The sequence below is a fragment of the Ruegeria sp. BJ6 genome (assembly GCF_056537885.1).
Map to the genome: position 1 here is coordinate 261480 of NZ_JBQFSG010000001.1, position 22734 is coordinate 284213.

A 22734-nucleotide genomic window follows, 5' to 3' on the forward strand; every position below is an offset into this window, starting at 1 on the left:
TGGGGCAGCTTATCCTCGCTCGGCCACGCCTTCCATTGCCCTTTTCATATCGTGAACCAAAGTCTCGGCCATGGAACGGAACGCCATGATCTGATAAGCACTGTCCCCTACCCGCGTGATCGATGCCGTCATGTGAAACAACAAGCTGCGTACGGTATGGCCACGCTTGAAATGCGTGGCGCGCAGATCGACGGGAACCAGACGGGCGAGCACATCTTCGGCCCGGTCCCCTTCCAACCTGACAACTGCCCACGCATCTGACTGATCCACGACAGCTGCATGATCTGCCAGAGACTCATCCGGGGCTGGTCCTATCAACATTGCCTGCGAATGCCCAAACCAGATGGACCGCGCACCAGCCTTTCCTGTTGCGCGATTCGCGGCCGGGTATGCCATCCCGTGCGCTGTCTTCATGGCATCCGACAAGGATTTCTCCTTACCTTTGAACGGCGCGACAGACGTAATGAATCCGGCATCGACCTCACTCAAGGTGACGTTGCCAATGGTCAGTGGCAGCAACCCTTCGCAGGGAGATGTCGCAATTAGTTTATCCACGAACACGCCCTCCTTCGGGATCAAAGAACACAGGGTTCACCACTTCGCACAGAGTGGTCACACCGCGCAGGTGGTCCACCATCTTGATCACTTCGCCGTATCGGTCCGGGCCATCTGCCAGAAACGCCAGACCCAGCATGCTGCCCAGTGTCGGTGAATAGCAGACCGAGGTCACATAACCCTGATCACTGGTTCGAACCGGCTCTGCCTCTTCCTTGTAAAGATGCGCACCTGCCAGCAACTGCTTGCTCTCGCCAATAGGTTTCAGGCCGACCAGACGTTCACGACCAGCTTCCTCCAGACCGGGGCGTTCCGACATTGTCTTGCCGATACAGTCTTTTTTCTGCGACACCATCCGGCCCATGCCAATATCATAGGCCGTCGTGCGGCCATGGATTTCGGAATGGGTAATAAAGCCCTTTTCGATCCGCAGAACGTTCAAAGCCTCCATTCCATAGAGACCGCCACCCAACGCTTCGGCTCGTTCCGTCAGAATATTGAACAAGCTCGCGCCATAGCGGGCAGGTACGGCAATTTCATAGGCATGTTCACCGGAAAACGAGATACGGAACAACCGCCCCTGAACACCCAGAACATTGACCGGACCGCATGCCATGAATGGCCAGCTTTCTTCATCTATCGGCTGTTCCAGCAGCCCATTCAGAAGCTCGCGCGATTTTGGTCCGGCCACAGCGAACTGGGCCCACTGTTCGGTGACCGATGTGAAGGCCACGTCCAGATCGGGGCGCAGACCCTGATGCACGAGCTCGAGATGCTTCATCACATCGCCCGCCGCAGCAGTGGTTGTGGTCATCAGGTAATGGTTTTCATCAAGACGTGCGGTCGTGCCATCATCCATCACATAGCCGTCTTCGCGCAACATCAGACCATAGCGCACACGCCCGACCTTCAGCGTCGAAAACATGTTGGTATAGACAAAATCCAGAAACGCCCCCGCATCCGGCCCCTGTATGTCGATCTTGCCCAGGGTCGAGACATCACAAATGCCAACGGCCTCACGAACCAGTTTCACCTCACGGTCACAGGACTCGCGCCAGGTTGTTTCACCTGAATTCGGAAAATAGCTAGGTCGATACCACAATCCCGCTTCGATCAACGGGGCGCTCCGCGCCACGGTTGCCTTGTGTGATGTCGTAAAGCGCTGAGGTTTGAAACCTTTACCCTCAGCCCCCGCCCCATAAGCGGCAATCGCAATCGGCGAATAAGGTGGCCGGAAGGTCGTGGTTCCAGTCTCGGAAATCCCGCGCCCCGTCGCATCGGCTAGGACCGCCAGCGCCGCAACATTCGAATTCTTGCCCTGATCGGTCGCCATACCTTGCGTGGTATAGCGCTTCATGTGTTCGACCGAGCGGAAGTTTTCCGTCGCAGCCTGTTTGACGTCCTTGACCGTCACATCGTTCTGAAAATCCAGCCACGCGCGTCCCTTACCGGGAACAGACCAAAGCGGCGAAATTTCATAAGGCGTGTCTTCTGCCTCAGGCGTTGCCAGATCGGGCGCCGTCATCCCAATCCCTTCCAGCGCCTCCCGCGCGGCGGTAACTCCTTCGTGCAGGCAAGCCGCGGTCGAGAACGATCCGTTACACGAACCAGCGGTCCCCATCCCTGGAATCGCACCCGGAGTTGGCACGAACGCGGCGATATCGCGCCGCCAGGTCGGGCGCCCGTTCATATGGCACGTCAGATGGATCGATGGATTCCACCCACCAGTCATCGCCAGACAATCGGTGTGAATGCTCTCCTCACCACTGGGGCGACGCACGGTGATGGCCTCCAACCCCTTGCGGCCCGCACTGCCACAGACCTGCGCACCACGCAGCACGTGATAGTCATCGGACAAAGGCGCGTCGTGACGGCTGTCGATCACTGCGGCAACGTGAACACCTGCCTCCAGCAAATCGCGGGCGGTGCGGTGAATCTCATCGGTGTTACCGAAAATTGTCACGTTCTTACCAGCGGCAACGCCCCAACGATTGAGATATGACCGCACTGCCCCGGCAGTCATAATTCCGGGACGATCATTGTCGCGAAACGCGACAGGTCGTTCTATTGCGCCTGCCGCCAGAACCGACCGTTTCGCCGCGATCCGCCAATATGTTTCCAGTGGTGCACCGTTCGGACGGCGCTCACGATGATGCAACACCCGCTCCAACGCGGCAAACGTACCCTGATCATATGCCCCCGCGACGGTCGTGCGCGTCATCAGCCGCACATTGTTCATCGAGCGCAGTTCAGCCAGAACTTCATCGACCCAGACGGAACCGGGCTTACCATCAACCTCGATCGTCTCCGCCAGCAGGCGACCACCCATGCGGCTGCTTTCGTCCGCAAGAATGACATCCGCCCCGGCCCTGCCTGCCGTCAGTGCGGCCATCAGACCCGCAGGACCGGCCCCGATTACAAGCAGATCACAGAATGCGTAGGCGCTTTCGTATTTGTCCGCATTATCCTCGCCAGACAGTGCCCCCAGACCGGCGGAGCGACGGATAATCGGCTCATAGACTTTTTCCCAGAAGCTCCGTGGCCACATGAACGTTTTATAGTAGAAGCCTGCGCCCAAAAACGGGGCCCCGAGGTCGTTCACGGCCTGCAGATCGAAATTCAGACTGGGCCAGCGGTTCTGGCTGCGCGCTTCGAGGCCCGGAAAAATCTCCTGCATCGTCGCGCGCACATTCGGCTCTTGCGAGGCCCCCCGCCCGACAGTGACCAGTGCGTTCGGTTCTTCGCTACCCGCAGTCAACACACCACGCGGACGGTGATACTTGAACGAACGCCCCATCAGACGAATGCCATTGGCCAACAGGGCCGAAGCAAGCGTATCTCCTTCAAAACCGGTATAGCTTACGCCATCGAAAACGAATGAAACCGGTTTGGTTCGGTCCAGCAATCCCTTGCCATTAATTCTCATGACCTAACCTCCGACGCCAGTTCGGTAGCGACAACCTCATGCGTGACGGTATTTCGGGTCACAACGATCCAGGCGCCGCATCCCCCTTCGTGGTACCAAAGGTCACGGGTCTCGCCCGCCGGGTTTTCGCGCAGGTAAACGAAGTTGTCCCACGCCTCCTGACCTGCGTCAGGCGCAGGGCGGTCCAGGTCAACGGCCGCTCCGCGGTAATAAAACTCCCGGCGATCCCGCTCGCCGCAATGCGGACAGGTAATCCTCATGACCGCACCCCCTGCTTTTTCTCGTCAAAAATACGGAAATCCGACATAGCCACCCTCAGTGCAGGTTGTGTTGAGAGCCTTTGCCCTCTTCATCGATAATGCCGCGTCCGGTGCGGAACCGGTCCAGATGGAAACCCGTGGCATTGTCGTGGTACCGATCCGTGGCGATCAGATGAGCGAACACGTTGCCCGAACCCGGAACCGCCTTGAACCCTCCGTAGTTCCAGCCGCAATTCAGATATAGTCCGTCGATATCCGTCTTGTCGATGATCGGTGATCCATCGGGCGACATATCCATGATCCCGCCCCAACTGCGTAAAACCTTGGCCTTGCCGATCATCGGCATCAAGGCCATCCCTGCCTCCATCACGCTTTCCACTGTCGGAAGATTGCCCCGCGCAGCGTATGAGGCATAAAAATCCAGATCCCCGCCAAAAACCAACCCGCCCTTGTCGGACTGGCTTATATAGAAATGCCCCATCCCGAAGGTGACCACGTGATCGATACAGGGTTTCAGACCCTCGGTCACAAACGCCTGCAGGACGTGGCTTTCGATTGGCAGGCGCATACCGGCCATTTCCGCCACCTGCCCGGAACGACCCGCCACGACCATCGCCACCTTTTTAGCGCGGATCGGGCCACGTGATGTCTGAACACCCTTAACAACGCCGTTTTCAATATCGATGCCGGTAACTTCACAATTCTGGATCAGATCCACGCCGCGCTGATCTGCACCACGTGCATATCCCCAGGCCACCGCATCATGACGTGCTGTGCCGCCGCGTGGGTGATAAAGCCCGCCATAAAGCGGAAACCGCAGATCGTCGAAATTCAGATAGGGCACCATTGTCCGCAACTCATCCCGGTTCAACAGGATTGCGTCATCGCCCTGGCTGATCATCATGTTGCCACGTCTGGCAGCGGCATCACGCTGACCATCCGAATGAAAAAGGTTGATGATCCCACGCTGCGAGTGCATGACGTTGTAGTTCAGATCCTCTTCCAGCCCTTCCCAAAGCTTCAGGGAATGAGAATAGAACTCCGAATTTCCCTGCAAAAAGTAGTTGGCGCGCACAATTGTCGTATTCCGTCCGACGTTACCGCCGCCAATGTACCCTTTCTCGAGCACAGCGACATTTGTCAGCCCATGCTCTTTCGCCAGATAGTAGGCTGTGCTCAGGCCGTGCCCGCCGCCACCAATAATGATGATGTCATATTCCGATTTGGGTTCGGGGTCGCGCCAATGTGGCGCCCAGCCTTTATTGCCGGTCAAACCTTCCATCACCACACGGAGGCCGGAAAATCGCATGATCCACTCCCTAAAGATCGAGCCTTTTTGGCACCGTCTGCACACACCTAACAACGCGGCGCGCTCTGGGCCATATCGCTTTTCGACAAATTCTGGTCCGATGGCGACCATTTGCAAGGCGTGCACGACTGCAGCACACACACTTATCCGAATTAATAGGGCCAAAAAAAACGCGCCTCGCAAGGCGCGTTTTTCGTGATGTTCGGATTAGGTTACAGACCTTTCGCCCGGTAACTCTTGGACACCCTATCGATGGCAACGATATACGCGGCAGTCCGCAAATCGTCGACATCTGCGCGATCATGCCAGACCTCACTCATGGACTGGTACGCAATACGCATCGTGTCATCGAGACCGGATCGCACGAGCTCCAGCTCGTCGGCTCCTTTCAGGTACTTGGACTTGAAACCCGGCGTCATCGACCAGGCATCAGCCAGATAACGATCGAGACGCTCCAGTTCGCTGACGATCAGTTCGTGCCTAGCCTCTTCCTGTCGCCGCTGCATTCTGCCGAACCGGATATGGCTCAGGTTTTTCACCCATTCGAAATAGGAAACCGTCACACCACCAGCGTTGGCATACATGTCCGGAATGATCACCACGCCTTTTTTGCGCAGAATTTCATCGGCGCCAGCGGTTACCGGACCATTTGCAGCCTCGATGATAAGCGGCGCCTTGATCCGGTCGGCATTGGTCAGGTTGATCACCCCTTCCAGCGCAGCCGGGATCAGAATATCGCATTCCTCTTCCATCACGGCTCCGCCTTCAGCAGTGTGTGTCGCATCCGGATATCCGGCGACACCACCGTGTTTCACGATCCACTGCCGCACCGCTTCGACATCGATTCCATCGGGGTCATAAAGGGCACCGTCCCGTTCGATGATCCCGATAACTCGCGATCCATCTTCCTCGCTCAGGAATTTGGCAGCGTGGTATCCCACATTGCCCAGACCCTGAACTATCACCCGCTTTCCATCGAGTTTGCCTGACATGCCTGCCTTTTTGACATCCTCGGGATGTCGGAAAAACTCGCGCAGGGCGTACTGAATACCGCGCCCCGTCGCCTCAACACGTCCGGCGATCCCCCCGGCATTCAGCGGTTTGCCCGTGACACAGGCGCGCGCGTTTATGTCGGTCGTATTCATTCGCGCATATTGATCCGCCATCCACGCCATCTCACGCTCACCCGTTCCCATATCCGGCGCCGGAACGTTCTGAGACGGGTTGATCAGGTCGCGTTTTGCCAACTCATACGCAAAACGGCGTGTGATCTGCTCCAGCTCGTGCTCTTCGTACTGGCGGGGGTCGATACACAGCCCCCCCTTGGAACCTCCGAACGGCGCTTCGACCAGCGCACATTTGTAGGTCATCAGCGCGGCCAAAGCCTCAACCTCATCCTGGTTCACGGCCAGAGCATAGCGGATACCGCCCTTGACCGGCTCCATATGTTCGGAGTGAACCGACCTGTATCCGGTAAATGTGTGTATCTGGCCCCGCAGGCGTACACCGAAACGAACTGTATAGGTCGCGTTGCAAACCCGGATCTTTTCTTCCAGCCCCGGCGGCAGATCCATAAGGGCAGCCGCCCTGTTGAACATCAGATCCACACTCTCTCGGAAACTGGGTTCGGTAACTCGGGTCATAAATTCCTCCGTGCCCTGCAACGACTCTCGTCCCGACGATTTGTCGCACCCATATCGTTACCGTTCAATGGAAATTCGCCACTTTTTTCATCACTTCGTGAAAGCTGTATAATTTGTGATGATGAGTCGTTGGCGCCTTAACGATTTCAAATTGATTGTTCGCGTCAGGGAAACAGACCCCCTCGGAAGCTCCAAACTGCACCTATTTTTGGCCGGATATTAGCAACATAGTGACCATCCCGCCCAAATCTCGCCACGTTGTGCGACTACTTTCTTAAAGTTGCAAAGCTCTGGTGCCGCCGTTTGGAACCTGCAGAGGGATTTCGTTATGCAAAAGCAATTTCGGATACAGAAACTAGCCGAGAAGATTTCGGCCAACAAGCCGTCGCGGCACCCGATCAGGTTTTTGCGTTCTGAAAACGGAGCCATGACAATTCTTGCTCTGGTCCTGATTATGGGCATTTTCGCCGCTGCAGGCATTGCCGTTGACGTTATGCGTTTCGATCGCGAACGAGCCCGACTGCAATACGCTCTGGACCGTGCCGTGCTGGCTGCCGCCGATTTGGATCAGGAACTGTGCCCCAGAGACGTAATTGTCGATTTCTTCGAAAAAGACGGGCTTTTGCGGTATCTGGATGTAAGTTCCATTGATGTTCAGCCTGACACTTGTGGGTCGACAGCCGCGACACTGGAAGGATATCGCCGTGTCCAGGCGACAGCCCGCATGGACGTGGAAACACATTTCCTGAACTTCAGAGGCTTTACCGGCATTGACTACATCCCAACGGTTGCCACGAGTGTCGCCGAAGAAAGCATCGGGGATGTCGAAATTTCCATGGTGCTGGACGTTTCGGGCTCGATGGGCCGGTATAGCCGTTTGACCAACCTGAAAGTTGCTGCTCAGCGTTTTGTGGACGAAATGGTTGAGAAAACCGAAGACGGTAAGCTCTCCATTTCGATCATTCCGTACTCGAATCAGGTAAGATTGCCTGATTATCTGATGAATGAGCTTAATACTCAGGGTGAAAACCCCCACGCAAATTGCATCGATTTCCCGGAAAGTGACTTCAGCATTGCCGCGTTTGATGAGACGGTGGCATTGCCGAGAACGCTCCACTATCCGATCCCGTGGAACATAAACTACATAGACGACGACGTTCGGAATTCAGGAGACATTCTGGACAATGAAGCCTGCATCAGAAAGACTGCGACCAACTCAAACGTGATCACAGTTGCACAAAAGGATGCAACCGCTCTGAAGGCCCATATCCAGGGGCTACAAGCAGGCGGCAATACCTCTATGGATATCGGAATGAAGTGGGGATTGACCCTGTTGGACCCAGGCTTCAATCCTGTCATACAGGAACTGACCGAAGACAACTTCGTACCGACCGAATTCGATGATCGGCCCAAGAACTACACGGGCTCTGACGTCATGAAAGTCATCATTCTGATGACCGATGGATACAACACAACGAACTACCGCGTGAATGATCCTTATCGTTTTGGTTTCTCCAATATCCATTGGTTTGAAACAGAAAATAAATATTCGACTCAAAACGATGATCCAGACAGCGCCTACTATGAGCAATATTACTGGCACGACGTACAGTTGCTGGAAGATCCTGACAGCAGAGGTCGCCGCTGGGTGAGAGATGAGTGGCAAGACCACCCTTTCGGTAGCGGGCAATACACCGTCTACAGATGCACAAGCTGGACCACTAGTGGTTCTACTGAGATTTGTACCAGCAGGAACGAAGACAGGACACGAATTCGCTCTGAAAAAGTATCCAGTTCCGACCCTGATCCGCGGCATCTAGAGTGGCATGACGTTTGGGAAAGCACGGGTTCGGAGGTCGTCCGGGAGCTGTACGCCGAATGGATGGGAGACGCTCAGGCAGACGTCTGGCATGCCGGTGTAACTGAACCTTATGCCCGCGCTGAAAAAGACCCACGCGTAAGATCTTTGTGTGCTGCTGCGAAAGAAGAGAACATTATCATTTTCTCCGTCGCCTTCGAGGCACCTTCAGCCGGCAAGAGTATTCTCTGGGACTGCAAGACAAGTGTCGGCACATACTACGAGGCGAATGGGACCGAGATCATCAGTGTGTTCGACTCGATCGGTTCCACGATCCGTAATCTGAGGCTGACACAATGACCAACAGACTGCTTGGCCTACTTCGCCGATTTGCCCGGCGCGAGAACGGCTCGTTATCAATTGAATTTGTGATCGTTGTACCAATCTTCCTGTACCTGATGATGGCAGGGGTCGAGATCGGTGTGATCGCCTTTCACCACGCCAATCTAGAAAGGGCGCTGGACGAGACGGTTCGGGATGTCAGGCTGAATCATATCGAAAAATACGACCCTACCCCGGGTGCCGAATGGGATCACGACCTGCTCAAAAGAATCATCTGCGATAACGCGGATTTCATCAAAGATTGTGACGCCAATCTGGCGCTTGAAATGAAAAGTGTCGACCTGCGCAACGGCATCGAACTGCATGAAACCCCGTTTTGCGTCGATACCCCAGAAGATATCCGGAACACCGAAAGCGGCACCGGACAAGAATATAATCAGGGTGCGGCGAACGAGCTGATGGTTCTGCGTGCCTGCGTTGAGATTTTCCCGATTTTCCACGGTTCGAACATCGGCCAGATGGCACAGCGTGACTCAGATGGCCAATTCGAACTGCATGCAACGACGGTGTTTGTCCATGAACCAAACTAAACGCCCAAACCTTTTGTCGTCGTTCCTGAAACGTTTTGCAAAAAACGAAGAAGGTTCGCTGGCCATTGAAACGATTATCATCGTTCCCTGGCTGTTCTGGTCCATCATCGCGTCTTACACATTCTTCGACGGCTATCGGCAGAGCGCCGCCAATATCAAGGCGGCCTATGCGGTCGCAGATATCGTGTCACGGGAAGATGGCGTCGTGAACGACGCGTATATTGATACGCTGATGGAAGTGATGGAGTTCATGGTCGCTGAAGGTACCGAGATGAACCTGCGCGTCACCTATTTTGAATACCTTGACGATGAAAAACGGCACGAGGTGCATTGGTCCAGAAGTCGCGGTCCGCTTTTTAATGATATGACAAACAGCGATATCGCCGAAATAAAAGACAAGCTGCCAGTTATGCCGAACTATGGCCGAATGATACTGGTCGAAACCAACAACCTTTATCAAAGGCCGTATAAAATCGGCTTTGAAAGAGAAGTGCGGTTGGAGAACTTTGTGTTCACGCATCCACGCGTCTTTGATCAGATCGTCGACAATTTCTGAACTTAATCCCGCTCGGCCAGCAGCGCGGCGATCATTTCCGACATGAATTTGGTTTGTGCGGCGGCGGTGACGCCGCCGATGCCAATTCTATGACCCAGCCGCCACCACAAGCCCGGCGCCCAACTGTTTCCCGAAGCTTCCCGAGCGCGGATCAGAAAACCGTTTGAAGGCTTAAACGCAAAAACACCCCGGTCGATTGTTTGAACATCGTCGATGCGAATAATCACATCCCCTGCCCCCGTTCGCAGCTCTTCACGCGTCAGTTCGATCCGATCCGCAGTCGACACCCAAAGCCGTCGCGCCAGCCAAAGAGCAGCGGCCCCGGCGGCCAACAAGAACACCTGCCATCCAAACGCGGGCGGAGTTGATAGCGCGACATAGATAACCAACGCACCAAGCGCGACAAGCATCCCTACCCCGGTCCAGCGCCTTGGCTCAGATGCTTCTACAACAGCCAGAACTTCGTCCTGCATACCGGTCTCCATATTCGATCCCTGCACCCAATAACGGGATTTCACAGTGAACAACAGGGTAAGCGTGTGTTCGGCCGTGCCTTTGCAAAATCGCACAATGCCGGTGATCTGCTGCAAATTGAATACGTTCCTGCACTGGTTAAATTGACGTGCACAGTCAGGAGGATCGGATGTCTCTCAGGCCAACAATCGAAACACGCAAAGCAAAGCCAACCGTTGAAGGAGCCGGTGTAAAACTGCACCGCGCATTCGGATTTCAGGACCCAAGCGAACTCGACCCGTTCCTGTTGTTCGACGACTTCAGGAATGAAAACCTCGCCGACTTTCAGGCCGGGTTCCCTTGGCATCCCCACAGAGGGATCGAGACGATCACTTATGTGCTTTCCGGAACGGTCGAGCACGGGGACTCTCTTGGGAATACCGGAGCTCTCGGCGCGGGCGACGTACAATGGATGACCGCGGGATCGGGCATTCTCCATCAGGAAATGCCCAAGGGGAATTCTCATGGCCAGATGCACGGATTTCAGTTGTGGGGCAACCTGCCATCAAGCCAGAAAATGACCGCCCCGCGATATCAGGACGTGCGTGGCACAGATATTCCGGAAATCACCGACGACGACGGCACCAAAGTGAAGGTGATCGTTGGTGAGTTTTGGGGAAAGAAAGGACCTGTGGATGGTATTGCCGCCGACCCACAATATCTGGACATTTCGATCCCCCCGGGTGTGAAAAAGACGTTCTCGATAGACACGTATCGACGGGCGTTCGCCTATATCTTCGAAGGAGAGGCGGCGTTTGCTGATGCTTCACAGCCAAGTGGCGTCCTGCTTGAAAAGGAAGTGGCGGGACAGGAGGTCAATATTCGCGATTTGTCCGGTGACCGAACGCTTGTCCGTTTCGGGACCGGAGAGGAAGTAACCGTTCAGGCCGGACCGAATGGCGTCAGGTTCCTGTTGGTATCCGGCGCACCGATAAATGAACCTGTCGCCTGGCACGGACCGATAGTCATGAATACACGGGACGAGCTGCACAAGGCGTTTCGCGAACTGCGGAACGGAACCTTTATCCAGCCGGTTCACTGATTCATGCTAAGATGGCCTTCTATCCGATCAGGAGGCCATCATGATCGTACGTTTATTTCGCGCGCGAATTTTCGACGATAAGGTCGATAAGTTCCGCGAATTTTTTCTGAATACCGCCTTGCCGTTCATGAAAAAGCAGAGCGGGCTGGTTTCAATCACAGCCGGGCTGCCACGGGAGGAAGCGCAAAACGAATTCTGCTTTGTAATGGTGTGGGAGTCGGTGGAAGCATTGGCCGAATTTGCTGGCCCCGACTGGCAACAGCCACATGTTCTGCCCGAAGAAGAAGGGATCGTGAAAGAACGGTTTCTACACCATTATGATCTTGCTGAGGAAGGTGGATGTTTATGAAGATACGGCCTTGCGCACCATGTCCCAGTAAATCGTTTCAACCTCATCCAAGGACAATCTGCCACCGCTTCGGTACCAGGTGTTGACACCATTGAGCATCGCAATCACCGCCAAGGTTGCAATCTTGGTATCCGGAACCGTGAAAACACCGACGGACTGCCCATTGCGCAGTATTCCTTCCAGGTCGTCCTCATACTGGCGGCGCAGCGCTTCGATATCTGCGAAATTCTCGGCCGTCAGGTTCCTGAGTTCCATATAGGCGATAAACACTTCGTCGGACCGCTCCAGATGGAACCGGATATGAAATCCGACAAACTGTCTGAGTGCCTGGACTGGATCGTCAGGAACCTCGGATGCTCCGCGAGCGGACAGAAGTTCTTCCATGTGGTTGCGCATAAGCCTGAACAGTAGGCTTTGTTTGTCCGGCGTGTAGTTGTACAGCGCCCCGGCCTGTACACCGACCTCTCCGGCGATCTGGCGCATGGACACCGCCGCATACCCATGCCGGGCAAACAGTTGCAGCGCAGCCTTTCGGATGCGGGGTCCGGTAATATCAGAATGAGAACCTTGAGTACGTGCCATACCGCCACGATATATGAACGAATGTTCAGATAGAAGCCCGCTTGCGCGCATAACCCAAAAAGTGCATCACACATCAAGATGCTTCTGAAAGGCCCACTATGAAGCCCGCGCCACTGCTGATCCTGTTGCTAGCCTGTACCGGCTGCGTCAACATCCCGGAACTCGAAGACAGTGAGGCTCCCGGGGTGCGCAAGGCCGCCTATCCGCGCCTGATCCCGTTGCAGGAAACACTTGGTCCCCCGGTCAAGCCCGAAGATGAGGCCGCCGAAGTTGAAGAAGAACTCACCCAACGCAAAGAAGCGTTGGATGAGCGCGCCAAGGCGCTTCAGGAAGTGTCGATCGACTGAGTTTTCGAACAATGAATAGGACAACCGGGCTGTGACGGATTGCGCCCCAAACGCGAACCGGCTAAGGCACCCGGCAAAGGGCGAATTGTCCGGGACCAAAGGTCCGAGCATAGAGGATTCTACTATATGACACAGGCGCTGAGGTTGGGAATTGCTGGTTTGGGCACCGTCGGCGTTGGCGTGGTCAAAATTATCCGTCGCCATTCTGATTTGCTGCAGGCCCGCACGGGCCGCCCTGTCGAGATTGTGGCGGTATCGGCGCGCGACGCAGACAAGGATCGCGGCGTCAACCTTTCCGGATATGCCTGGGAAACCGATCCGGTCGCACTGGCCAACCGCGACGATATCGACGTTTTTGTCGAACTGATGGGCGGTGAAAATGGTCCAGCAAAGGCATCGGTCGAAGCGGCATTGAAAACCGGCAAGGATGTGGTCACCGCAAACAAGGCCCTGTTGGCAATCCACGGTCAGGAATTGGCGGAACTGGCCGAAAGCAAAGGCCGCATCATCCGGTTCGAGGCCGCTGTGGCGGGTGGCATTCCCGTCATCAAGGCCCTGACCGAAGGGCTTGCGGGTAACGATGTTACCCGCGTCATGGGTGTGATGAACGGTACCTGCAATTACATTCTGACCCGGATGGAATCTCAGGGGCTGGGTTATAACGCTCTGTTCGAGGAATGCGCCAAGCTGGGCTACCTTGAGGCCGATCCAAACCTTGACGTCGGTGGTATTGATGCAGCGCACAAGCTGGCGTTGCTGGCATCGATCGCGTTTGGCACCAAGCCGAACTTTGACGGCATCGAAATTGAGGGCATTCAGCACATCAGTCTGGACGATATCCATCAGGCCGCCGACATGGGCTATCGCATCAAGCTTCTGGGTGTCGCACAGCGCAGTGCGCGGGGGCTGGAGCAGCGTATGCAACCGTGCCTCGTGCCCAGCGACTCTCCTATCGGGCAGCTTGAAGGTGGAACCAATATGGTTGTGATCGAAGGCGACGCCGTGGAACAGATCGTGATGCGCGGCCCTGGTGCCGGCGAAGGTCCTACCGCAAGTGCGGTTCTGGGGGACATCTGCGATCTTTCGCGTGGCCTGCAAATTTCGACCTTTGGACGCCGGGCAAACACGTTGGAAGAGTCCACCCCTGCCCGCACCGGACTGCCCGCCCCCTATTATCTGCGCCTTGGACTGCTGGACAAGCCCGGCGCGCTGGCCAAGGTTGCGGCCATTCTGGGCGACGCCGGTGTGTCCATCGACCGGATGCGCCAATATGCGCACACCGAAAACACCGCGCCGGTTCTGATCGTGACGCATAAAACGACGCGAACCTCTTTGGATGTAGCTCTCGAAGGGCTCAGAACTACCAACGTTGTGGCCGGTGAGCCGGTTGCTTTGCGTATCGAACAGGTCTGACCCCTTGCGGCCTGCGCAATCGGCAGGTTATGCCGGACAAAAGGCCCCCTCTGATCAAAGGATTACGAAACATGAATGCTGCCAAGATCGATTTCAATGACCGCATGCTGTCTCTGGGCCTTGCGCGGGTTGCGGAACAGGCCGCGCTTGCCTCTGCCTCGCTTGTGGGTCGCGGTGATGAGAAAGCAGCCGACCAGGCAGCCGTGAATGCCATGCGCGAGCAGTTGAACCTGCTCGACATCGCCGGTGTCGTGGTCATTGGGGAAGGTGAGCGGGACGAAGCGCCGATGCTTTATATCGGCGAAGAGGTCGGCACCGGTGACGGACCGGGTGTGGACATCGCGCTGGATCCTCTGGAAGGCACTACGCTGACGGCCAAGGATATGCCCAACGCGCTGACCGTGATTGCCATGGGACCGCGTGGTTCCATGCTGCACGCGCCGGATGTCTACATGGATAAGCTTGCTGTAGGTCCCGGTTATGCAGAAGGTGTCGTTTCGCTGGATATGACCCCGCGGGAACGTGTTGAAGCGCTGGCCAAGGCCAAGAATTGCGATCCGGCCGACATCACTGTCTGCATTCTGGAGCGCCCCCGCCACGAAGCAATGGTCGCCGAGGTGCGGGAAACCGGTGCGTCGATCCGTCTGATCACCGACGGCGATGTTGCCGGTGTCATGCACTGTGCCGAAAGCGAAGTGACCGGCATCGACATGTACATGGGGCAAGGCGGCGCGCCTGAGGGCGTTCTGGCTGCAGCCGCACTGAAATGCATGGGCGGTCAGATTTTTGGCCGCTTGCTGTTCCGTAACGACGATGAGCGTGGGCGCGCAGCCAAGGCAGGTATCACCGATCTGGACCGCATCTATTCGCGGGACGAGATGGTGACGGCGGATGTGATCTTTGCCGCAACCGGCGTGACCGGAGGTTCGTTGCTGCCGCGCATCAAGCGAGAGCCGGGCTGGGTTGAGACGACGACGCTGCTGATGCGCTCGAAAACGGGATCGGTTCGTCGGATGAACTATCGCACACCGATGTGGCCTCACGACAAGGATTGAAGGGTTGCATCGCGACCTTGATCAACAAAACTGATAGGCCGGGCCCCGATTGGGTCCGGCCTTGGTCTGTTAGGAATGTGCCATGAGCTTTCTTGGGGTTGAACAATCATTGACCAATCGGCGTTGGGTCGGACCATCGCCAGAGGTTGAGCGCGCCGTGGAAATGCTTGTGCAGCAGGCTGATCTGCCACGTGCCGTATGTCAGGTTCTGGCAAGGCGTGGCGTCCCCCCCGAAGAGGCCAAGGGTTTTCTGGAACCCCGGTTGAAAGAACTGCTGCCCGACCCGCTTACCCTGAAAGATATGAAAAAGGCTGCGGGACGTTTCCTTGAGGCGGTGGCAAAGAAGCAGCGGATTGCAGTCTTTGCCGATTATGATGTGGATGGCGGAAGTTCTGCGGCTTTGCTTTTGGTGTGGCTTCGGCAGATGGGTCTGCAGGCAACGCTTTATGTGCCTGACCGCATCGACGAAGGGTACGGCCCCAATATACCTGCCATGCGGGAACTGGCAGCCAGTCACGACCTGATAATCTGCGTGGACTGCGGAACACTAAGCCACGATCCCATTGCAGCCGCCGACGGCGCGGATGTCATTGTTCTGGACCACCACCTAGGCGCAGAAACTTTGCCGGATTGTGTTGCGGTCGTGAACCCGAACAGACAGGACGAAAGCGGCGATCTGGGCTATCTATGCGCGGCTGGCGTTGTGTTCCTGATGCTGGTCGAAGCCGGAAGGCAATTGCGAGAGGCCGGAACCAGAGGTCCGGACCTTATGTCGATGCTTGATCTGGTGGCCCTTGCGACCGTCGCGGATGTCGCGCCTCTGATCGATGCCAACCGGGCCCTGGTTCGGCAAGGCCTTAAGGTCATGGCACAACGTCAAAGGCCGGGGCTTGTTGCGCTGGCCGACGTATCGCGCATGGACGCGGCACCCAATTCCTACCATCTGGGTTTTTTGCTTGGGCCACGGGTCAACGCCGGTGGCAGGATCGGTCAGGCAGATTTGGGGGCCCGGCTTCTCAGCACTGCGTCGCCAACCGAAGCAGAGGCCCTGTCACAACGTCTTGACGAGTTGAATACAGAACGACGGGAAATTGAAAACGCCGTGCGTGCAGCTGCGCTTGAGCAAGCCGAGGAGCGGGGTCTTGATGCACCGCTGGTCTGGGCCGCTGCAGACGGCTGGCACCCCGGTGTGGTCGGAATCGTGGCCTCTCGCCTTAAAGAGACGGCAAACAGGCCTGCGATTGTCATCGGTTTCGACGGGGACGAGGGCAAGGGATCCGGTCGCTCGGTTTCGGGCGTCGATCTGGGCGCTTCAATTCAGCGGCTGGCCGCCGAGGGATTGCTGGTCAAGGGCGGTGGGCACAAAATGGCGGCGGGCCTTACGGTGATGCGGGATCAGTTGGAACCTGCGATGGCCCGCCTGTCGGAACTGCTTGCCAAGCAGGGGGCGGGAAAAGGCGGGCCAGCTGACATGAAACTGGATGGCGCATTGATGCCGGGGGCTGCGACAGTGGATCTGATCGAACAGATTGAACAGGCGGGCCCGTTTGGTGCCGGCGCCCCTGCCCCGCGATATGCCCTGCCCGATCTGCAAATCCGTTTTGCCAAACGTGTCGGCGAATCCCATCTGAAACTGTCGCTGTCGGACGGCATGAACGGTGGCATCGACGCCATCGCATTTGGTGCTTTCGACAGTCCCATGGGCGATCGGCTTGTAAATCATGGCGGAGCAAGGTTCCATTTTGCAGGCCGTCTTGAGGTCAATACCTGGGGTGGCCGCCAAACCGCACAGCTGCGCATCGAAGACGCAGCCGAGGCTGTTTGAGGGTCATTCCGCACCTCATTGCGTGGCGCCAAAAAAGTTACGCGCCACCGCACTTTTCGGCTTGCGGGGGAACGGTGTAATCCGTAAAAGGCCCTCCACAAGCAAGCGTGGCCCGTTCGTCTATCGGTTAGGACGCCAGGTTTTCAACCTGGAAAGAGGGGTTCGATTCCCCTACGGGCTGCCACCTTGTATTTGCGTCGTTCAGATGCATGGCCCGTTCGTCTATCGGTTAGGACGCCAGGTTTTCAACCTGGAAAGAGGGGTTCGATTCCCCTACGGGCTGCCATTTTGCAGAACGCCATCCCAAGCACCGATCACTACGCTTTCAGTACCCTGCCGACTGGAACCTGCGTAATTCCCTCGAATTGGTGTACTATAGTGCCATCCTCTCTGAGGTGGCCCATGCCGGAGAAACCTGTTCAAAGACGGCTTGCCGCAATACTGGCTGCGGATGTCGCTGGATTTGCCCGTCTCGTCGAGCGCGACGAGGAAGGTACCATTCAGCGCCTAGCTGAGTGTTACGACCGCGAAATAACCCCACAGATCACCCAGCATGGTGGACGGGTGGTTAAATTCATGGGTGACGGAATTCTGGCCGAATTCACAAGCGTGGTCGAGGCCGTGCGCTGCGCAATCGAAATTCAATTGGCTTTCGCGCATGACGCCAATGACCAAGCGGTTGCCCAGCGAATTGAGTTTCGCATTGGAGTAAACCTTGGGGACGTCCTGATCGATAATGACGACATACACGGAGATGGCGTCAACGTAGCGGCCCGGCTTGAACAGCTTTCACCAAACGGAGGGATTTGTATTTCAGACGGCGTGCATGAACAGGTTCGGAACCGCGTGAACGTCGAGTTCGATGATCTGGGTTTTCAGCAACTGAAGAACATCGATCGGCCTGTAAGGGTTTGGCAATGGGCGAATTCAAAAGCACCCGCAACTCAAGAAGCTCAAACTTCTGAAAACCTGGATCCCAAGCCTTCGATCGCTGTCCTGCCTTTCGACAACATGTCAGGCGATCCGAAGCAGGAGTATTTTTCAGACGGGATCACCGAAGATCTGATCACTGCTCTGTCGCATGTGCGGGGGTTTAATACGATCGCGCGCAATTCTTCTTTTACCTACAAGGGGCAATCAATTTCCGTCAGGGATATCGGCAAGCAGCTTGGTATTCGGTATCTGATTGAAGGCAGTGTTCGGCGGTCCGGCAATCGTGTCCGAATTTCAGTACAGTTGATCGATGCGGAAACCGATCAACATCTTTGGGCTGAATCCTACGACCGCGACTTGGATGACGTGTTTCTTGTACAGGATGAGATTGTCCTGAATGTCGTTGGGGCAATCGAACCCGAACTGGCCGAGGCAGAAAGTGCACGCGCCCGCTCAAAACCGCCTGACAGTCTGGATGCCTGGGAATGCTACAACCGCGCGCTCTGGCACTTGTTCAAGATCACCAAAGAGGATTTCGCGACAGGGATGGGCCTTTTGCAAAAAGCGATCGAGATTGACCCTGAGTTTGCACGCGCCTATGGCACCATCGCCTCGGCGCTGCATGCGCTAGTATTGCTTGGACATGTTGAAGACCCAGAGAACATCATCGCCAAGGCCGTTGCCGCCGGTCGACACGGTGTTGCGTTGGACAACAAGGATACCAGCACACATTTCGGGCTCGGGCGTGCCTACACCCTAAGCGGCGATCTTGAGGGAGCGATCTTGCACTTCGAAGCAGCTCTGGAGATTAACCCCAGTTCAGCTCAGGCGCATCATGGCATCGTCACTCCGCTTACCCTGCTCGGGCGTCATGAAGAGGCCATCCAGCATGCCGATCAGGCCCTTCGCTTTTCCCCGCGCGACCCGATGATTTGGACGTTTCTGCAGGTAAAGGCGCACGCCCTGTACCATTCGCGTCGCTATGAGGATGCGATTGAGGTTGCTAAGAAATCGACGCACCAACCGGGGGCGGGATTCTGGTGCTGGACATGTCTGGCGGCCGCGCAAGCTCAACAGGAAAGAGTTGAACCGGCAGAAACTGCCATGGCGTCAGCAATGAAAAGAAACCCGCAGTTGTCGGTCACCTTCATCAGCAAAGCTCTGCCCTGGCGGGTCACAGAAGACTTGGAGCACTATTTGGAAGGTTTGCGCAAAGCCGGCCTGCCGGAATAAGGTTGCTGAAGCACGAACAAAAAAGCCCCGAACCAATCGGCCCGGGGCTTTTTCTGTTTTTTTAAAAAGACTGCCTATTCGTCGTCTTTTTGCAGGCTATTCGGCGCGAATACGTTACCAAAACCGCTGTTGTTTGACGGTTGCTCGTTGGCACCGGATTCGTCTTCTTCCTCGTCTCCGCTCAGCGTGTTCGGAGCAAAGACATTACCAAAGCCTGAATTGTTGGTACCCGCATCGGATGGGGTATCCTTTTCTTCGGTTCCAGGCGTCAGGTCGTCAGGTTCAAACACACCTTCAAAACGACGCTGCCTGCGCTCCTCGCGCTCACGGCGTAGTTCCTGAATGCGTTCGGCGGCTTCCAGACGCTTCTCCTCTTTCACATTGGCAATACACTGCCCCGGATTATAGGCGGTCGCCGTACCAACGACCGTCACCGTGGCGATTGCAAAGACCACCAACAGAACAGCAGCAACATTCCCGGCAAAGAAACTGGGCAGTTTGATCTTGCCCGCCAGTTCTTCGACCGTGGCTTTACGCCTTGCTGCCGCCACCAGTTCCTGACGCTTGATCTTTGCCTCGTTCAAAAGTGCAAAGAACACCGTCAACACCACAATGATGAAGGCCAGCGCCGAAATCGCCGGGGTGATCCCATAGCGCACTTTCTGCGCCAGTTCGATCGTCAGCGTCGGGTATTCACCAAAGGTGAAAGTGGTGGTGTTGTAGTTTTCAAAGGACGCAAGGAACGCCAGCACCGCTGCCGAAGCAATCGCAGGACGCATGAACGGCAGCAGGATCTTGCGGAACGCCTGTGCGTGGGTCGCGCCAAGGTCCAGCGCAGCTTCGGTCAGAGCGACGTCATAACGCTGCAGACGGGCCACCAGCACCAGCATGCAATAGCTGGCGATAAAGGTGGACTGACCAATCACCGTCAGGAATATCCCGTTCGACAGAAAGCTGTCCGCCCCCAGCCCCAGCATCCGGTTGATCCGGTCCCAGAACACCAGTGTCGAGATACCCAGAACCACGCCAGGGATCAGGATCGGGGCGATGATGATCGTATAGTAGGTCGCCCTTAGCTTGGGCCAGATCTGCGTCAGCATCAGCGCCCCGGCCAGCCCCATCGCGACCGACAAGACCACTGTACCGATCCCGATGATCAGCGAGTTCTTGATGCCGTTCAGGATACGCTGATCCTGAAACAACTCACCGAACCACTGGAACGTCAGACATTCCCATGGCGTCATCCGTGGGAACTCGGACGAGTTGAATGCCGTGACCGACATGATCACCAGCGGACCCAACAGGTACAGGAAGAAAATCGTCAGATAGACCCAGATACTTACACGGAGGAAGGAATTGTTCATTTCCCGATATCCCCCATGTTGACCTTAAACAGACGCATCGCGGCCAGAACGAACAGGATACAGGTCACAAGCAACACGATCGCGTAGGCGGCGCCCTGCGGCCAGTCGTTATTGTCGTTGAATTGCTGATAGATCAACTGAGTGAACCACAACGATGACGGCCCGCCCAAAATCTGTGGCGCAGCCAGCGCACCGGCGCTGAGCATAAAGACCATCGTGCACCCTGAGCTGATACCCGGCTTGGCATATGGAATGACCACGCGCCAGTGAATCCGCCACCAAGGCGCGCCCAGATCGCGCGCTGCCTCGATCTGATTGCCATCAAGGCTTTCGATCACATTATACATCGGAAAGATCATCAGCAGGATATACGCGTAGCCCAGACCGGCATAGAGCGCGATATCGTTGCGGATAAAGTCGAACGGCGTATCGAAGATGCCCGAACCCACCAATAAGGTGTTCAGCACGCCCGTTTCCCCAAAGATGATCCGCAACGCAAAGGCCCGCAGAATCTCATTGATCCAGTAAGGGATGATCAGCATGATCGCAAAAATGCGGATATGATTGCCTTTGCTTTGCCCAAGGTAATAGGCAATCGGATAGCAGAGGATCAGGTTGAAGATCGTGACGCAAACCGCAGCGACAAGCGTGCGGAAAAAGATCCTGAGATCAACGGTGTTGTAGTCCTGACTGCCGCCTTCGGGGCCAAAGACCAGGTACTTGTAGTTCTCCAGTGTATAGACGTCCTTTGGCCCACCAATTTCCGGCGGCGGCAGGTTCGGACGGAATGAGAAGTCGAGCATCGACAGCTGAGGCAGGATGATCAGGCCAATGGTCCAGAACAGGACCAGACCCAGGATCGCAATTCCCATGCCTGTGCCGTTGCGGTTAAAGAATTCCTTGAGGAAGCCCGGCATTGTCTGGCCCCCTTATTCAGCGGCCAGCTCACCAGCCGGAACCAAAACCGCATTGCGGGTCTCGTATTCCAGGGTGATGTTCCGGCCTGTGTGATCTTCGAAGGACTGACCGAGGTTCGGGATCGAAACCTTGATCTCTTTTCCCCCTTCGCCTTCGGTGAAGATGTTAAAGACGTTGCCTTCGAACTCTTCGTGGTTCACGCGAGCGGTCACAAAGTGATCTCCGCTGGCTCCGTCCGGAGCAAGGGCAAACGCCTCGGGGCGGATGAACATCATGGCGTCATCGCCTTCCTTCATCTTGCCCTGATTGGCCGTTGAGATGCGCGCGACCAGATCGCCGGAACGATTGGTTGAAATCAACGCCTCCTCGCCCATTACTCGTTTAATTTTTCCGCGGAACACGTTGTTTTCGCCAACAAATGAGGCTGCAAAGGCGGTCGTGGGGTCATTATAGATCGTCTTGCCATCCGCAATCTGGTCAATAACCCCGGCCTTCATGACCGCGATGTTATCGGACATTGTCAGTGCCTCACCCTGATCGTGGGTGATGTAGATGAACGTGATCCCTACCCGTTGCTGGATTTCGCGTAGTTCGGTCCGCATATGCTGGCGCAGCTTGAGGTCCAGCGCAGACAGCGGTTCATCCAACAACAACACATCCGGCTCGGCGCACAAGGCGCGGGCGATGGCGACACGCTGACGCTGACCGCCTGACAACTCGCTGGGCAGCTTGTCACCCTGCCCCGGCAACGCGATCATCTCCAGCAGCTCATCGCCGCGCTTTCGGCGCTCGGCACTGCTGGCCCCTTTGATCTCCATTGAGAAAGTGATGTTTTCCCAGACCTTCATCAGTGGGAACAATGCCAGGTTCTGAAAGATCAGCGCGGTCGGGCGTTTGTTGGGCCCGATCCCCTTCATATTGTTGCCGCCAATCAGAACGTTGCCTTCGCTCGGCTCAAGGAACCCGGAAACTGCGCGCAGAATAGTGGTCTTGCCGCAGCCCGAGGGCCCGAGAAACGAAAAGAAATCGCCCCCATTGATATTCACATTCGCGTCGCGCACCGCGACGAAATCTCCGAACCGGATCCAAAGGTTTTCCAGATCAACGCCGACCCCAGCACTCATCTTTGGCTTCTCCCTGTGACGCAGGTCATTGCCGCGCCTTGTTGTTAGTTGCGTATG

20 protein-coding genes and 2 tRNA genes are annotated in these 22734 nt (G+C 56.1%); 12 read left to right on the plus strand and 10 right to left on the minus strand.

The window, feature by feature from the left end:
* Positions 1 to 9: 9 nt before the first annotated feature.
* From ACR0D6_RS01230 to ACR0D6_RS01250, 5 genes are all read right to left on the minus strand, one after another.
* Positions 10 to 555 (minus strand): sarcosine oxidase subunit gamma, encoded by a 546-nt coding sequence (locus ACR0D6_RS01230; RefSeq protein ID WP_480764169.1) that lies wholly within the window; start codon positions 553 to 555, stop codon positions 10 to 12.
* On the minus strand, positions 548 to 3481 hold the full coding sequence (locus tag ACR0D6_RS01235) for a sarcosine oxidase subunit alpha family protein (RefSeq protein ID WP_480764170.1): 2934 nt from the start codon (positions 3479 to 3481) through the stop codon (positions 548 to 550). Before ACR0D6_RS01235 ends, ACR0D6_RS01230 begins: the two co-directional genes overlap by 8 nt.
* Entirely contained in the window at positions 3478 to 3741 is a 264-nt protein-coding gene (locus ACR0D6_RS01240) for a sarcosine oxidase subunit delta (RefSeq protein ID WP_480764171.1), read from the minus strand. Before ACR0D6_RS01240 ends, ACR0D6_RS01235 begins: the two co-directional genes overlap by 4 nt.
* Before the next feature lie 55 nt (positions 3742 to 3796).
* The gene (locus ACR0D6_RS01245; protein ID WP_480764172.1) at positions 3797 to 5050 is read right to left on the minus strand and encodes a sarcosine oxidase subunit beta family protein; all 1254 of its coding nucleotides are present in this window, start codon (positions 5048 to 5050) and stop codon (positions 3797 to 3799) included.
* A 212-nt stretch (positions 5051 to 5262) separates the two neighbouring features.
* On the minus strand, positions 5263 to 6693 hold the full coding sequence (locus tag ACR0D6_RS01250; RefSeq protein ID WP_170650530.1) for a Glu/Leu/Phe/Val family dehydrogenase: 1431 nt from the start codon (positions 6691 to 6693) through the stop codon (positions 5263 to 5265).
* A gap of 406 nt (positions 6694 to 7099) precedes the next feature.
* On the opposite strand from ACR0D6_RS01250, the gene ACR0D6_RS01255 reads away from it, so the two are divergent.
* Genes ACR0D6_RS01255 through ACR0D6_RS01265 form a run of 3 tightly spaced genes read left to right on the plus strand, consistent with a single transcriptional unit; the run spans position 7100 to position 9979 of the window.
* Positions 7100 to 8851, plus strand: a complete 1752-nt coding sequence (locus tag ACR0D6_RS01255) for a pilus assembly protein TadG-related protein (RefSeq protein WP_480764173.1) — start codon at positions 7100 to 7102, stop codon at positions 8849 to 8851.
* Positions 8848 to 9423 carry a TadE/TadG family type IV pilus assembly protein gene (locus ACR0D6_RS01260; protein WP_480449087.1) on the plus strand — a complete coding sequence of 192 codons (576 nt, stop codon included), beginning with the start codon at positions 8848 to 8850 and terminating at the stop codon, positions 9421 to 9423. The genes ACR0D6_RS01255 and ACR0D6_RS01260 overlap by 4 nt, the downstream gene beginning before the upstream one ends.
* Positions 9410 to 9979 (plus strand): TadE/TadG family type IV pilus assembly protein, encoded by a 570-nt coding sequence (locus ACR0D6_RS01265; RefSeq protein WP_480449086.1) that lies wholly within the window; start codon positions 9410 to 9412, stop codon positions 9977 to 9979. Before ACR0D6_RS01260 ends, ACR0D6_RS01265 begins: the two co-directional genes overlap by 14 nt.
* A gap of 2 nt (positions 9980 to 9981) precedes the next feature.
* On the opposite strand, the gene ACR0D6_RS01270 is transcribed toward ACR0D6_RS01265, so the two are convergent.
* Positions 9982 to 10452 carry a hypothetical protein gene (locus ACR0D6_RS01270; RefSeq protein ID WP_480764719.1) on the minus strand — a complete coding sequence of 157 codons (471 nt, stop codon included), beginning with the start codon at positions 10450 to 10452 and terminating at the stop codon, positions 9982 to 9984.
* A 170-nt stretch (positions 10453 to 10622) separates the two neighbouring features.
* On the opposite strand from ACR0D6_RS01270, the gene ACR0D6_RS01275 reads away from it, so the two are divergent.
* Both ACR0D6_RS01275 and ACR0D6_RS01280 read left to right on the plus strand, forming a co-directional pair.
* The gene (locus ACR0D6_RS01275; RefSeq protein WP_480764174.1) at positions 10623 to 11534 is read left to right on the plus strand and encodes a pirin family protein; all 912 of its coding nucleotides are present in this window, start codon (positions 10623 to 10625) and stop codon (positions 11532 to 11534) included.
* A gap of 40 nt (positions 11535 to 11574) precedes the next feature.
* Entirely contained in the window at positions 11575 to 11883 is a 309-nt protein-coding gene (locus ACR0D6_RS01280) for an antibiotic biosynthesis monooxygenase (RefSeq protein WP_480764175.1), read from the plus strand.
* On the opposite strand, the gene ACR0D6_RS01285 is transcribed toward ACR0D6_RS01280, so the two are convergent.
* A complete protein-coding gene (locus tag ACR0D6_RS01285) occupies positions 11878 to 12465 on the minus strand; it encodes a TetR/AcrR family transcriptional regulator (RefSeq protein WP_170650542.1) in 588 nt (195 codons plus the stop codon). The genes ACR0D6_RS01280 and ACR0D6_RS01285 overlap by 6 nt on opposite strands.
* 98 nt (positions 12466 to 12563) lie before the next feature.
* Between ACR0D6_RS01285 and ACR0D6_RS01290 the strand changes: the two genes are divergently transcribed.
* The 7 genes from ACR0D6_RS01290 to ACR0D6_RS01320 all read left to right on the plus strand — a co-directional run bounded on the left by ACR0D6_RS01290 (position 12564) and on the right by ACR0D6_RS01320 (position 19271).
* Positions 12564 to 12812, plus strand: coding sequence for a hypothetical protein (locus tag ACR0D6_RS01290; RefSeq protein WP_480449082.1), 249 nt, complete (start codon positions 12564 to 12566; stop codon positions 12810 to 12812).
* Positions 12813 to 12938: 126 nt separating this feature from the next.
* The gene (locus ACR0D6_RS01295; protein WP_480764176.1) at positions 12939 to 14225 is read left to right on the plus strand and encodes a homoserine dehydrogenase; all 1287 of its coding nucleotides are present in this window, start codon (positions 12939 to 12941) and stop codon (positions 14223 to 14225) included.
* A gap of 71 nt (positions 14226 to 14296) precedes the next feature.
* On the plus strand, positions 14297 to 15280 hold the full coding sequence (glpX, locus tag ACR0D6_RS01300; protein WP_480726772.1) for a class II fructose-bisphosphatase: 984 nt from the start codon (positions 14297 to 14299) through the stop codon (positions 15278 to 15280).
* Positions 15281 to 15362: 82 nt separating this feature from the next.
* Positions 15363 to 17105 (plus strand): single-stranded-DNA-specific exonuclease RecJ, encoded by a 1743-nt coding sequence (recJ, locus tag ACR0D6_RS01305; RefSeq protein WP_480764177.1) that lies wholly within the window; start codon positions 15363 to 15365, stop codon positions 17103 to 17105.
* A 109-nt stretch (positions 17106 to 17214) separates the two neighbouring features.
* Positions 17215 to 17289, plus strand: a tRNA-Glu gene (locus ACR0D6_RS01310).
* Positions 17290 to 17316: 27 nt separating this feature from the next.
* Positions 17317 to 17391: transfer RNA gene (locus tag ACR0D6_RS01315), tRNA-Glu, on the plus strand.
* Positions 17392 to 17507: 116 nt separating this feature from the next.
* Positions 17508 to 19271, plus strand: coding sequence for an adenylate/guanylate cyclase domain-containing protein (locus ACR0D6_RS01320; protein ID WP_480764178.1), 1764 nt, complete (start codon positions 17508 to 17510; stop codon positions 19269 to 19271).
* 74 nt (positions 19272 to 19345) lie between these two features.
* On the opposite strand, the gene ACR0D6_RS01325 is transcribed toward ACR0D6_RS01320, so the two are convergent.
* From ACR0D6_RS01325 to ACR0D6_RS01335, 3 genes are read right to left on the minus strand one after another with little or no spacing between them, the layout of a single operon-like run.
* Entirely contained in the window at positions 19346 to 20635 is a 1290-nt protein-coding gene (locus ACR0D6_RS01325; protein WP_170650557.1) for an ABC transporter permease, read from the minus strand.
* Positions 20632 to 21552, minus strand: coding sequence for an ABC transporter permease (locus ACR0D6_RS01330; protein WP_170650559.1), 921 nt, complete (start codon positions 21550 to 21552; stop codon positions 20632 to 20634). The genes ACR0D6_RS01325 and ACR0D6_RS01330 overlap by 4 nt, the downstream gene beginning before the upstream one ends.
* A 12-nt stretch (positions 21553 to 21564) precedes the next feature.
* Positions 21565 to 22677, minus strand: coding sequence for an ABC transporter ATP-binding protein (locus ACR0D6_RS01335; RefSeq protein ID WP_170650561.1), 1113 nt, complete (start codon positions 22675 to 22677; stop codon positions 21565 to 21567).
* Positions 22678 to 22734: the final 57 nt, after the last annotated feature.